The 13667-nt window shown below is 37.0% G+C and carries 15 protein-coding genes; 5 read left to right on the top strand and 10 right to left on the bottom strand.

All coding sequences use genetic code 11. The features are described 5' to 3' along the window. The first annotated feature begins 70 nt into the window (after positions 1–70). On the top strand, positions 71–583 hold the full coding sequence (locus A6B43_RS01830; RefSeq protein WP_124210887.1) for an OmpA family protein: 513 nt from the start codon (positions 71–73) through the stop codon (positions 581–583). A 166-nt stretch (positions 584–749) separates the two neighbouring features. Here A6B43_RS01830 and groL read toward each other — a convergent pair whose 3' ends face one another. Further along, positions 750–2393: a chaperonin GroEL gene (gene groL, locus A6B43_RS01835; protein ID WP_124210888.1), complete on the bottom strand. Its 1644-nt coding sequence runs from the start codon at positions 2391–2393 to the stop codon at positions 750–752. Between the two features lie 81 nt (positions 2394–2474). Continuing rightward, positions 2475–2762 carry a co-chaperone GroES gene (locus tag A6B43_RS01840; protein ID WP_124210889.1) on the bottom strand — a complete coding sequence of 96 codons (288 nt, stop codon included), beginning with the start codon at positions 2760–2762 and terminating at the stop codon, positions 2475–2477. 223 nt (positions 2763–2985) lie between these two features. Between A6B43_RS01840 and A6B43_RS01845 the strand changes: the two genes are divergently transcribed. Then, positions 2986–3540: a GNAT family N-acetyltransferase gene (locus tag A6B43_RS01845; protein WP_124210890.1), complete on the top strand. Its 555-nt coding sequence runs from the start codon at positions 2986–2988 to the stop codon at positions 3538–3540. Positions 3541–3602: 62 nt separating this feature from the next. On the opposite strand, the gene A6B43_RS01850 is transcribed toward A6B43_RS01845, so the two are convergent. After that, positions 3603–4487, bottom strand: a complete 885-nt coding sequence (locus A6B43_RS01850; RefSeq protein WP_418902972.1) for an NAD(+) kinase — start codon at positions 4485–4487, stop codon at positions 3603–3605. Positions 4488–4613: 126 nt separating this feature from the next. Between A6B43_RS01850 and A6B43_RS01855 the strand changes: the two genes are divergently transcribed. After that, the gene (locus A6B43_RS01855; RefSeq protein WP_124210892.1) at positions 4614–6548 is read left to right on the top strand and encodes an ABC transporter ATP-binding protein; all 1935 of its coding nucleotides are present in this window, start codon (positions 4614–4616) and stop codon (positions 6546–6548) included. A 25-nt stretch (positions 6549–6573) separates the two neighbouring features. After that, positions 6574–7347: a tRNA cyclic N6-threonylcarbamoyladenosine(37) synthase TcdA gene (gene tcdA / locus A6B43_RS01860; protein ID WP_124210893.1), complete on the top strand. Its 774-nt coding sequence runs from the start codon at positions 6574–6576 to the stop codon at positions 7345–7347. Positions 7348–7349: 2 nt separating this feature from the next. On the opposite strand, the gene ampD is transcribed toward tcdA, so the two are convergent. Continuing rightward, positions 7350–7904 carry a 1,6-anhydro-N-acetylmuramyl-L-alanine amidase AmpD gene (gene ampD, locus A6B43_RS01865; RefSeq protein WP_124210894.1) on the bottom strand — a complete coding sequence of 185 codons (555 nt, stop codon included), beginning with the start codon at positions 7902–7904 and terminating at the stop codon, positions 7350–7352. A 56-nt stretch (positions 7905–7960) separates the two neighbouring features. Between ampD and A6B43_RS01870 the strand changes: the two genes are divergently transcribed. Further along, positions 7961–8800 (top strand): 23S rRNA (adenine(2030)-N(6))-methyltransferase RlmJ, encoded by an 840-nt coding sequence (locus tag A6B43_RS01870; protein WP_124210895.1) that lies wholly within the window; start codon positions 7961–7963, stop codon positions 8798–8800. Between the two features lie 60 nt (positions 8801–8860). On the opposite strand, the gene mnmA is transcribed toward A6B43_RS01870, so the two are convergent. The 6 genes from mnmA to nqrE all read right to left on the bottom strand — a co-directional run bounded on the left by mnmA (position 8861) and on the right by nqrE (position 13665). Continuing rightward, positions 8861–10012: a tRNA 2-thiouridine(34) synthase MnmA gene (gene mnmA / locus A6B43_RS01875; RefSeq protein ID WP_124210896.1), complete on the bottom strand. Its 1152-nt coding sequence runs from the start codon at positions 10010–10012 to the stop codon at positions 8861–8863. Between the two features lie 82 nt (positions 10013–10094). Continuing rightward, the gene (locus tag A6B43_RS01880) at positions 10095–10304 is read right to left on the bottom strand and encodes a tautomerase family protein (protein ID WP_124210897.1); all 210 of its coding nucleotides are present in this window, start codon (positions 10302–10304) and stop codon (positions 10095–10097) included. A gap of 12 nt (positions 10305–10316) precedes the next feature. After that, positions 10317–10574 (bottom strand): (Na+)-NQR maturation NqrM, encoded by a 258-nt coding sequence (gene nqrM, locus A6B43_RS01885; RefSeq protein ID WP_124210898.1) that lies wholly within the window; start codon positions 10572–10574, stop codon positions 10317–10319. 44 nt (positions 10575–10618) lie between these two features. After that, positions 10619–11662, bottom strand: coding sequence for an FAD:protein FMN transferase (locus A6B43_RS01890; RefSeq protein WP_418902976.1), 1044 nt, complete (start codon positions 11660–11662; stop codon positions 10619–10621). 161 nt (positions 11663–11823) lie between these two features. After that, complete coding sequence (nqrF, locus tag A6B43_RS01895; protein ID WP_124210899.1) at positions 11824–13056, bottom strand: NADH:ubiquinone reductase (Na(+)-transporting) subunit F; 1233 nt, start codon at positions 13054–13056, stop codon at positions 11824–11826. A 12-nt stretch (positions 13057–13068) separates the two neighbouring features. Then, complete coding sequence (nqrE, locus tag A6B43_RS01900; protein WP_124210900.1) at positions 13069–13665, bottom strand: NADH:ubiquinone reductase (Na(+)-transporting) subunit E; 597 nt, start codon at positions 13663–13665, stop codon at positions 13069–13071. Positions 13666–13667 lie beyond the last annotated feature (2 nt).

A 13667-nucleotide genomic window follows, 5' to 3' on the forward strand; every position in this document is an offset into this window, starting at 1 on the left:
CATAAAAATTTAATATTTGCTCTGTTACTCAATAATAAGTAGCTTTTTTGGATTTTATAAGGAACCTGAAATGATTAAAAACATTATTAAATTTACTACGGCAATCTCTGCTACAGCATTATTAGCTGGTTGTTTCTCTGCGTCTAGCCCTAACTATGCGGCACAAGCACCGATGATTCAACCACAAGCGCCAGCAGCACCAATGGCTAAACCGCACGCTGCAAAAGCAAAAGAATATGTATTAAGCGGTGATTTCTTATTCGATTTTGATAAATCAAATCTAAGTGCCAAAGGTAAAACAACATTAAATCACATTGCAAAAGAAATTAAAACATCTGGTGCTAAACAGGTTAGTATTGTAGGCTACACTGACCGTTTAGGTTCAGCTGCTTATAACTTAAAACTTTCAAAAGCTCGTGCTAACACAGCGAAAGCCTACTTACAATCTGAAGGGGTGAAAGCAAACATTAAAGCAACTGGTCGTGGTAAAGCAAACCAAGTTAAAGCGTGTAACAATGTAAATTCAGCAAAACTTAAAGAGTGTTTAAAACCAAACCGCCGTGTTGTTATTCGTGCACAATAATTAAATTTATTTCTTAAACTAAAAAGCCATTACTTTTTGTCAGTAATGGCTTTTATTTTGATAGAAATGCAAAAAAATCAGTAAATAAACCGCTTGTTCTTCGTATATCTATCCCATTAAAAAAGGCTCTGCAAAACAGAGCCTTTTATTAAATGATGTGGGACGATTACATCATTCCGCCCATTCCACCCATGCCGCCCATTCCAGCGCCTAGGTCAGCTTTTTCATCTTTTGGTAAATCAGTAATCATACATTCTGTGGTAATCATCAAGCCTGCAATAGATGCGGCAAATTGTAATGCAGAACGTGTAACTTTAGTTGGATCTAAAATACCCATTTCAAGCATATCGCCATACTGCTCAGTTGATGCATTGTAACCATAGTTACCGCTTCCGTCTTTAACATTACGAGCTACAACTGATGCTTCTTCACCTGCGTTCGCAACGATTTGACGTAATGGTGCTTCCATTGCTCTTAATGCTAAACGAATACCTACGTTTTGCTCTTCATTATCCCCTTTTAGTGAGGCAGCCACTTTACTTGCTGCACGCACTAATGCAACACCACCACCAGCAACAACACCTTCTTCTACTGCTGCACGGGTTGCGTGAAGTGCATCATCAACACGATCTTTTTTCTCTTTCATCTCAACTTCAGTTGCTGCACCTACTTTAATAACAGCAACACCGCCAGATAATTTTGCTAAACGTTCTTGCAACTTCTCTTTATCGTAATCAGATGTTGATTCTTCAATTTGCTGACGAATTTGTGAAATACGACCATTAATTTGTGTTTCTTCACCAATACCATCAATAATGGTTGTGTTATCTTTTGAAATCACTACACGTTTTGCTTGACCTAGCTCTTCTAAAGTTGCTTTTTCAAGCTCCATACCAATTTCTTCTGAAATAACAGTACCCGCAGTTAAAATTGCAATATCTTGTAACATCGCTTTACGGCGATCACCAAAGCCTGGTGCTTTTACTGCAGCTACTTTTACGATACCACGCATTGTATTTACAACTAAGGTAGCTAATGCCTCACCTTCAATATCTTCCGCAATAATAAGTAGCGGTTTTCCTGCTTTTGCAACTGCTTCTAAAACAGGTAAAATTTCACGAATATTTGAGATTTTTTTATCCACTAATAAAATATACGGATTATCTAATTCAACCGTGCCAGCTTCTGGTTTATTGATAAAATAAGGCGATAAGTAACCACGGTCAAATTGCATACCTTCAACCACATCAAGGGCATCTTCTAAACCTGTACCATCTTCAACAGTAATAACACCTTCTTTACCCACTTTTTCCATTGCATCTGCAATCAATTTACCAACAACCGTATCTGAATTTGCAGAAATTGTACCAACTTGCTCAATTTCTTTTGAAGTTTCACACGGCTTTGATAATGCTTTTAACTCTGCGACAACAGCAACAACGGCTTTATCAATTCCACGTTTTAAATCCATTGGATTCATACCTGCTGCAACGGCTTTTAAACCTTCATTAACGATAGATTGAGCAAGCACAGTTGCTGTTGTTGTACCATCACCTGCTGCATCATTAGCTTTTGATGCAACTTCTTTCACCATTTGTGCACCCATATTTTCGAATTTATCTTCTAATTCGATTTCACGGGCAACAGACACACCATCTTTCGTAATTGTCGGTGCACCAAAGGCTTTATCTAATACTACATTACGACCTTTAGGGCCAAGGGTTACTTTCACTGCATCGGCAAGTACATTCACGCCATTTAACATTTTAACACGTGCGTCATTACCAAATTTTACATCTTTTGCTGCCATTTTATGTTTCCTTAAATTATTTCTATTTTCTTTCGCTATACTATGCGAGCACTTATGATATTAATCTTATTTGATGATAATTTACTCGACAATGGCTAAAATATTGTCTTCTGAGAGAATTAACACTTCTTCACCATCAATTTTTTCGCTTTTTGCACCAAATTCATTAAAAATAACCACATCACCGACTTTAACGTGCATTGGGTGAACAGTGCCATTATCTAAAATACGACCGTGTCCTACGGCTAATACTTTACCACGAGTAGATTTCTGAGCTGCAGAACCGGTTAAAACAATACCGCCTGCAGAAGTTGTTTCAACTTCTTCACGTTTTAAAATAACTTTGTCGTGTAATGGACGAATATTCATTGATATAGCTCCTAAATTTGATTTGAGATACTTTATTTCCCCCGACATTAGGGGACAGCAATTTATTTTGTGATTAGATTGATAATTTCAAGAGTAAAGCCGAAAAATTTACAAATTTTTTTGTAAAAAAACAGCTTGTGACTTGTCTTGCCTAAAATTCCAACGTAAATTCATCTAACCATAAACTGTAGACAGACAAATTTGATAGAAAGGGAGAGAAAAAATGGTTGAATTTTCTGAAATAATCAATATTACTCCACACATTCGGTTAGAAAAAATAGCTCCACGCCATAGCGAAGATATTTTTACACAAATTGATCGCCACCGTGATTATCTTTCCAACTATGCACAATGGCCACGTTTTACCAAAGTACTCAATGATTCCCTACAATTTATCCAACTTTGTGAACAAGAAGCAAAACAAGGCGAATCATTTGTTTGGGCAATTTGCGTACAAGATGAAAACAGCAAAATATTTCACGCTGTTGGCACAATCAGTTTTAATAAACCAATTGACTGGCAACACCGCCGAGCAGAGATTGGCTACTGGATTTCTCCAGAAATGCAAGGGAGAGGGATCATCACTCAAAGTGTCAATGCAATAACCAAAACGACTTACCACGCTTTCTCCGAGTATATTTTACGTTGTGCCGTCCATAACGAACGCAGTAATAAAGTTGCCCAACGCTGTGGATTTACCTACATCGATACACTAAAAAACGGCGAAAAAATTGGTGATCACGAATACAATGTGAATATTTACCGAAAATCATCTTAACCATAAAAGCGAAATAAACACAACAAGCGGTGGGATAGCAAAATAATTTTGCATTTTATCGCTTAAAATAATTTACTTAGCCACCCTAATTTTGTACCTAACACATTGAAATAATTATAATCTTTAAGGTGTAACAATTTCAGTGTATCTGCACTTTTCTGCACAAGCACTCGCTCTTCAGCACTAAATGGCAATAACCGTTGGCTATCATAACCCACGACTAAATCGGGCTGATTATGTTGAGCAAAACGTAACGAAATCAGGCTATCGCCATCAACTACCAACGGACGAGAAGATAAACTGTGGGGATTCATTGGTACTAACGCAATCGCATTCAGATTAGGCGTTAAAATAGGACCGCCAGCTGAAAGAGAATATGCCGTAGAACCTGTTGGCGTTGCAATAATCAAACCATCTGAACGCTGAGAAAAGGCAAATTTACCATCAATACACACTTCAAATTCAATCGTGCGAGCAATTTGGCTAGAGTGAATTACCACTTCATTTAAGGCATTATTTGACTCAATAATTTTACCATTTCGCTCAATTTTTGCTTCTAATAAAAAGCGTTCCTCGATAATAAATTCTCCCAACTCTAAACAGCTATAAAGCTGTTCAAATGCTGTTTGGGGAGCAATATCCGTTAGAAAGCCTAAATTACCACGATTGATACCAATTAATGGCACTTGATATTGGGCTAACTGACGAGCAATACCTAACATATTGCCATCACCACCGATAACAATAACTAAATCTGCTAATTCACCAATTTCGCTAATTGTTTTGCCATTCGGCAAATTTAATTGCTGAGCAATATTCACTTCAATCAATAAATTATAATGGCGATCTTTTAGCCAATTATAAACAGCTAGATGGGTTTCTAGTGCAATCTCGTGCCGAGGTTTTCCAACAATCGCAATCGTTTCAAATTGGCGTTTTAATTTCATAATATATCAGTTTCAGTTAAAGAAAGCCTATGTTAGTACGCTACTCACTATTTGTAAAATTTTCATCAATTACAAATAAGTTGAAAGCTGTTAGAATTTGTCAAATTTTTATTAGGATAACATATTATGGCTTTAATCAATCTTTCCAATGCTTTTTTAGGCTTTGGCGATCATCCACTACTAGATCATACTGAACTGCATATTGAACAAGGCGAACGGGTCTGTTTAGTAGGACGTAACGGTGCAGGCAAATCTACTTTAATGAAAATTCTGGCTGGCGAAATTCAACTTGATGATGGTAAACTTATTTTTGAAAAAGATATTGTCGTTGCCCGTTTAGAGCAAGATCCTCCCCGCCACGTTGAAGAAAGCGTGTTTGATTATGTTTCAGAAGGTATTGCCCATTTAAGTAATTTATTAAAACAATACCATCATATTTCACAACAAATGCTCACGGAATATAACGATACATTGATGTCGCAGCTCACCGAAGTTCAAAACCAATTAGAACATTCTAATGGCTGGCAATTTGAAAATCGAATTCAAGATACCCTAAAACTACTTGAACTTGACCCAGATAAACGTTTATGTGAACTTTCTGGTGGTTGGGTTCGCAGAGCAGCACTCGCTAGAGCATTAGTTGCCAACCCCGATGTTTTATTACTTGACGAACCGACTAACCATCTAGATGTTGATGCCATTGCATGGCTCGAAAATCTATTATTAGAATTTAAAGGCAGTATTATTTTTATTTCTCACGACCGTGCATTTATCCGAAAAATGGCAACTCGTATTGTGGATTTAGATCGTGGCAAATTAGTTTCTTATCCGAGTAACTATGATCTCTATCTTGAAACCAAAGCCGAAGATCTCCGTGTTGAGGCTCTCCAAAATGATCTTTTTGATAAAAAATTAGCTCAAGAAGAAGTTTGGATACGCCAAGGTATCAAAGCTCGCCGAACTCGCAATGAAGGACGTGTACGTGCATTAAAAGCATTGCGAGAAGAACGCCGTAATCGCCGTGATGTACTAGGTAATGCAAAAATTCAGCTTGATCAGACCGCTCGTTCTGGAAAAATCGTATTTGAAGTCGAAAATGCAAGCTATGAAATAGATGGCAAAGTATTACTTAAAAATTTCAGTACCACCATTTTACGAGGTGATAAAATTGCCTTTATCGGTGCGAACGGAATTGGTAAAACAACGTTAATCAAACTATTACTGGGTGAAATTCAACCAACATCTGGTACAGTGCGTTGTGGTACGAAACTAGAAGTTGCTTATTTCGATCAATATCGAGCAGAATTAGACCCAGAAAAAACGGTAATGGATAACGTTGCTGAAGGAAAACAAGATGTAGAAGTGAATGGAGTAAAACGCCACGTTCTCGGCTATTTACAAGATTTTCTTTTCCTACCGAAACGAGCGATGACCCCAGTCAAAGCCTTATCGGGTGGGGAGCGTAACCGTTTATTACTCGCCAAATTATTACTTAAGCCCAATAATTTACTCATTTTAGATGAACCTACCAATGATTTAGATGTAGAAACTCTTGAATTATTGGAGGAAATGCTAACGAATTATCAAGGCACATTACTTATTGTGAGCCACGACCGACAATTCATTGATAACACCGTTACCGAATGCTTTATTTTTGAAGGTCAAGGTATTGTCAATAAATATATCGGAGGCTATCACGATGCAAAACAACAGCAAGCGAACTACTATGCAACGCAAGAACAGAAATCTGCTTTATTGCAAAAAAATGAGAGTAAATCACCGCTTGCAGACAGCACAAAAAATAAAATAGAGCCTGCAAAAAAAGTTAAACTCTCTTATAAAGAACAACGAGAACTCGATACTCTCCCTGAAAAAATGGAACAACTTGAAGTCGAAATTGCAAATCTGCAAGCAGAAATGAATAGTGCTGATTTTTTCAGCAAAGAACCAAGTTATACTCAAATTCAGCTACAAAAATTAGCCGATGCTGAACTTGCGTTAGAACAAGCCTTTGAGCGTTGGGAAATGTTAGAGCGTATCCAAAACGGCACAACGAGCTAAACATTTATGTATTACTAAGGAAAAAATGACCAGATTAGATAATTATGAACAACGTTTCGGGGGAATTGGACGACTCTATACCCCCGAAGGGCTAGCCATTTTACGCCAAACTCATATTTGTGTTATTGGGATTGGGGGCGTTGGCTCGTGGGCGGTAGAAGCACTCGCTCGTTCTGGAATTGGAAAGCTAACTCTTATTGATATGGACGATATTTGTGTAACCAATATTAACCGCCAGATCCACGCAATATCAGGGCAGATCGGTAAACTAAAAACAGAGGTAATGAAAGAGCGAATTGCTCAAATTAACCCCGAATGCGAAGTAACCATTATTGATGATTTTCTCACCACAGAGAATTTAAGCGATTATTTACTGAAAAACTACGACTATGTAATTGATGCCATCGACAGTGTACGAGTGAAGGCGGCTCTCATCGCTTTTTGTAAACGTAATAAAATTCGTATTATTACAACGGGTGGTGCGGGTGGACAAACCGATCCCACTCAAATCCAAATTGCTGATTTGAGTAAGACTATTCAAGATCCACTTGCCTCTAAAGTTCGTAGTTTATTACGTAAAGAATATCACTTTAGCCAAAATCCGAAACGGAAATTTGGTATTGATTGTGTCTTTTCAACCCAGCCACTCATTTTTCCCAAAACATCTGAGGGGTGTGAAATATCCGCCACAATGAATTGTGCCAACGGATTTGGCGCAGTTACTATGGTAACAGCAACATTCGGATTCTTTGCGGTGAGCCGTGTTATTGCAAAATTATTGGCAAATCTTACCGCTTGATACTATTCTGCTTTCAATAATGATCGGTAATATGTCCAATCAAAATATTGCCCTGGGTCAATTTTTCTCCCTGGGGCAATATCACTATGCCCAACAATTCTTTCTATCGTAATATTAGGATAACACTTCATCAATAGGCAAGTTAGCTTTGCTAACGTGTGATATTGCTGTTCGGTAAAAGGCTGATTATTACTCCCTTCCAATTCAATTCCGATTGAAAATTCATTACACTTCTCCCGTCCTTCAAAAGAAGATAAGCCTGCGTGCCAAGCCATTTGGTTAAAATTAACATATTGAGTAATCTCTCCTTGACGATTGATTAAACAATGTGCAGAAACTTTTAGCTCTTTAATTTCGGCGAAATAAGGGTGTAATGTCGGATCAAGCTTTCCTTGAAAAAAGCGATCGATAAAATCGCCGCCAAATTCGTCTGGCGGCAAACTAATATAATGAATAACTAATAACGAAATATCATCATTTTGTGGGCGTTCACTAAAATGGGGGGAAATTACTCGTTTTTGGTTTAACCAACCTTGTTCGATCTTCAAATTGTGCATAGTTTAAATGGGGTAAATACGTTAGAATAGGCTATTTTACTAGAAAGAGAACCACAATGCTCAGTTATCGCCACAGTTTTCACGCAGGCAATCACGCCGATGTTTTAAAACATATCGTCCTCACCCTAATTTTGACCGCACTAAAACAGAAAGAAAAAGGCTTCTTTTATTTAGATACTCACTCAGGCGTTGGGCGCTATAGCCTATTCAGTGCCGAAGCCGAAAAAACAGGCGAATATATTGAGGGTATTGCCCGCTTATGGGAACGTGATGATATCCCTGAAGAAATTAAACCTTATTTAGCTGAACTAAAAAAAATCAACAAAGGGAAATTACGTTTTTATACGGGTTCGCCTTTACTTGCCGTTCAACAACTTCGCCCACAAGATCGAGCATTATTGACAGAACTTCACCCGAATGATTTCCCTCTACTCCGCAATGAGTTTGCCACTATTCCTAATGTGCATACTAAACGAGAAAATGGCTTTCAACAGCTTAAATCTGCCCTGCCGCCCAAAGAAAAGCGTGGCTTAGTGTTAATTGATCCGTCCTATGAATTAAAAGAAGATTATGAATTAGTCGTGAAAGCTATTATTGAAGGATACAAACGTTTTGCAACAGGAATTTATGCTATTTGGTATCCTGTTGTATTACGCCAACATACAAAACGTATTGTAAAAGGATTAGAGGCCTCTGGCATTCGTAAAATTTTACAAATTGAACTTGCTGTCCGCCCTGATTCCGATCAGCGAGGAATGACCGCAAGCGGTATGATTGTTATCAATCCGCCTTGGCAATTAGAACAGCAGATGAAAAAAATTCTACCTTATCTCACTAATGTTTTAGTGCCAGAAGGAATAGGTAGCTGGTCTGTAAGCTGGATTACACCTGAATAATCCACTATCCACAATAAAAAAGGAGCGATTGCTCGCTCCCTTTTAAATCCACAGCTTTTATTATTTGAGCTGTTGCTCAATAATTCCCCCGCCTAAACATATTTCACCTTGATAAAATACTGCAGATTGCCCTGGTGTAACAGCAATTTGTGGTTCATCAAATATTACTCGAATATTTTTATCATCAAGCGGTTGAATTTCACAAGAAATATCCGCTTGTCGGTAACGAGTTTTAACCGTACAGCGTAAAGGTTCAGTGAGTGATTGGCGATCAACCCAATCTAGCTGGCTCACCATCATTCCTATTGAAAGTAATGCAGAATTATCCTGCCCTTGAGCGACAACTAGCACATTGTTGATCAAATCCTTCTCAACTACATACCACGCATTCTCATCAGCGCCTTTAACTCCACCGATACCAAGCCCTTTACGTTGCCCTAACGTGTGATACATCAATCCATCGTGACGCCCAATAACTTTCCCATCAATCGTTTTAATATCACCTGCTTGAGCTGGTAAATAACGAGCCAGAAAATCTTTAAATTTCCGCTCTCCAATAAAGCAAATCCCTGTTGAGTCTTTCTTCTTCGCCGTTACTAAACCAATATCTTCGGCAATAGCACGCACAATTGGTTTTTCAATTTCGCCAACAGGAAATAAACTTTGACTCACCTGCTGTTCACTTAATGTATATAAGAAATAGCTTTGATCTTTATTACGATCTAATCCTCGTAATAATTTAGCTGGTTCATTTAATGCTGTACGGCGAACATAATGTCCTGTCGCAATAAAATCCGCTCCAAGATCCTCAATCGCATATTCTAAAAATGCTTTAAATTTGATCTCTTTATTACATAGAATATCAGGGTTCGGGGTTCTTCCTGCTTTATATTCTGCCAAAAAATGTTCAAAAACATTGTCCCAATATTCAGCGGCAAAATTAATTTTATGTAATTTAATACCTAATTTATCACATACTGCTTGTGCATCGGCCAAATCAGCGGCAGCAGTACAATAATCAGTATCATCATCTTCTTCCCAATTCTTCATAAACAACCCTTCAACTTGGTAGCCTTGTTGCTGAAGAATAAAAGCAGATACGGATGAATCAACCCCACCAGACATTCCACAAATTACTTTTTTTGTACTATTTTCAGCTAATTGTTCTGCATTTAATTGTGGAAAATATTTTGTATAAGTTATTGATTTCATTATGCTCTTATAATAAAAATAAATTTTATCCTCTAATTATAGTGCAACTGAAAAAATCAAGTTCCACCAAAATTTATATTGACTAAGTTTTCTTATGCCGTATTTCTGTAACCGTTTTACCACCAATGCCCCAATTATCCATTGATACTTCATCAATAACTACAACTGTTGTTTCAGGATTTTTACCCAATACTCGTTGTAATAATTGTGTAACTTCTTGAATAATTTCTGCTTTCTGTTCAGCAGTTGGGGCTTCAATACCACCTGTTACTTTAATATTAACATACGGCATACATCACTCCCATTATTTTACCTCATAAAATTGAGGCATACTTTTGCTAGCAAATTTCTGATCATATTCTAATTGTGCTTTTTTATCACCTGCATCTAATTTTGCTTTTAAATTATCGCAAGGCTCCTCACAATCGCACATTTTCTTCATACCTAAAGCAGAAATACCGCCACAACTGCCCTTTATCGTTTTACCCTTAACAATAAAACCAATCGACATCATAAATACGATAGCCACAAAAAAACCAAAAGTTAATAAAATCGTTTCCATATTTTTTCCTTAATAATATTTAAAATTTTTAATCCAAGTAAAATTTAATTACTCTCTAATCGCTTAAACTCGCTCGACATTTTAGTTTCATATTCTTGACCTTTCTTAATAATCAAAAATACTGCTAATTTTTCACGTTCTGCGACTTCAAGTGCTTTATCAGCTCCAAGAACAAATAGCCCCGTAGATAGCCCATCTGCTGTCATTGCTGTATCTGCAATCACGGTAATTGATGCTAAATTATGGTGAATAGGTTTAAGCTCTTTTGGATCAATAATATGCGATAAACGATTACCCTGCTCATCTTCAAAATAATTACGATAATTGCCCGAAGTTGCAAACGCCTGATTTCTTAGAGGCACGACAATTTCTGCTGATGATCCTTGCTCAAAAGTAGGTTTTTCAATCGCAATTTGCCATGGTTTTCCCACAATATTTAATCCTTTACCTCGCAGTTCACCACCAATTTCAACTAAATAATTATGCAACCCCAATTTATGTAAATGTTCGGCAACCTTATCTACACCAAACCCTTTAGCAATTGATGAGAGATCAAGATAAAGATGCGGATCTTTCTTAAGCAAGATTTGATGATTATTCTGCTCTTCTACTCGAATTTTTTCAATCCCAACAGATTTTGCACGTTCCTCAATTTGCTCTGGCGTTGGTGCTTTATTTAATCGCTTATCTGGACCAAATCCCCATAAATTAACTAAAGGCCCAACGGTAACATCTAGCGCCCCTTCTGTTACTTTATTTAAACGAATTGCTTCTTTTACTACTCTAGCAAAATCATCAGACACAATAAAAGGACGATCTACATCTTGCGAACGATTAAATATAGAAATTTCAGAGTCATTCTGATAAGTAGACATTTCATTATTTACTTCTTTCAATAACTCATCTAATTGTTTTTTAACTTCAATAGGCTTTGGTAAATTCTCTATTTTTCCATCATCAATATAGCTAATGTGGTAGGTTGTCCCCATTGTTTTGCCTTCTAACTTAATTTGTTGTGGTTCTTTCTCACAAGCACTAAGAAGAATAGCTAAACAAGCAGACACAAACCAAGTTGATAATATTTTGATTTTCAAAATAAACCCCTTAAAAATTTATAAAAAATAGGTGAGAAAATACCTAGTTTTGATACATTCTCAGCTATTTTTTAGACTATACATTCAATATTGAAGCGGTCATTTTTTACAAATTTTTGCAAAATCTGACCGCTTATATAATTAACTATTAGTGATTATCCACCGAAATCATCAAGTAAGATGTTTTCATCTTCAACACCTAAATCTTTCAACATTTTAATCACAGAAGCATTCATAATTGGAGGACCACACATATAATATTCGCAGTCTTCTGGTGCTTCATGATTTTTCAAATAATTTTCATAAAGTACATTATGAATGAATCCAGTATAACCTTCCCAATCATCACCCGGTTGCGGATCAGAAAGCGCTACATGCCATTTGAAATTTTCATTCTCAGCTTGTAAGCCGTCAAAATCTTCAACATAGAACATTTCACGTTTTGAACGAGCACCATACCAGAAAGTCATCTTACGTTTAGATTTTAAACGTTTGAGCTGATCAAAAATATGTGAACGCATTGGAGCCATACCTGCACCACCACCGATAAAGACCATTTCTGCATCAGTATCTTTTGCAAAGAATTCACCAAAAGGACCTGAAATAGTTACTTTATCACCTGGTTTTAATGACCAAATATAAGAAGACATTTGACCAGGTGGTACATCTGGATTATTAGGTGGAGGTGTTGCAATACGCACATTCAACATAATAATCCCTTTCTCTTCAGGATATGAGGCCATTGAATAAGCACGAATGATCGGTTCATCAACTTTAGAAACATAACGCCAAAGATTAAATTTATTCCAATCCTCATGATACTCTTCATCAATCAGCGGCTTATAATCTTCATATTTTACAACGTGAGCAGGCGCTTCAATTTGAATATATCCTCCTGCACGGAAAGGCACTTCTTCCCCTTCAGGAATTTTCAATTTCAATTCTTTAATAAAAGTTGCTTTATTATCGTTAGAAATAACAGTACATTCCCATTTTTTCACACCAAAAATTTCTTCTGGTAATTCAACGTCCATACTGTTTTTTACATTCACTTGACACGCTAAACGATAGCCTTCTTTCGCTTCACGTTTGGTAATATGTGAAAGCTCAGTCGGTAAAATTTCACCGCCTCCACTTTTTACTTTTACCACACATTGTCCACAAGAGCCACCGCCACCACAAGCTGATGAAACAAAAATACCTTTGCTCGCAAGAGCTCCTAACAATTTACCACCTGCTGGCAGCGTAATTGCTTTACTTGGATCATCATTAATAGAAATAGTAATATCGCCCGAATCTACTAATTTAGATTTAGCAACTAAGATAAGTACTGCAAGCACTAATACAAGGGCAGTAAATACCACAATACCGAAAATAAAATTATCCATTCGATACGCTCCTTATAATTGAATGCCTGAGAAAGACATAAACCCAAGCGCCATTAAGCCTGCAGTAATAAAGGTAATACCCAATCCACGCAAGCCCGCTGGAATATCTGAATATTTCATTTTTTCAGTTAAACCTGCAAGTGCTACAATAGCTAACATCCAACCAGTACCTGCACCGATACCATACACAACAGATTCAGCGAAATTATATTCACGCTGAACCATAAATGATACGCCACCGAAAATTGCACAGTTTACGGTAATCAATGGTAGGAAGATACCTAATGCACTGTAAAGAGCTGGAAAGAATTTATCTAAAATCATCTCCAACACTTGTACGATTGCCGCGATTACACCAATAAACGTAATGAAGTTAAGGAATGTTAAATCCACACCTTCAATTAATGCACCATCTTTTAAAATATGTTCGTAAACCAACTGGTTTGCAGGTACAGAAATACCTAACACAACAACAACTGCAATACCTAAGCCAAATGCTGTTGAAACTTTCTTTGATACCGCGAGGAATGTACACATTCCAAGGAAGAAAGAAAGCGCCATATTTTCAATAAATACGGATTTAACAAATAGACTAATATAATGTTCCATAG

The organism is Vespertiliibacter pulmonis (assembly GCF_013377275.1).
GTDB lineage: Bacteria > Pseudomonadota > Gammaproteobacteria > Enterobacterales > Pasteurellaceae > Vespertiliibacter > Vespertiliibacter pulmonis.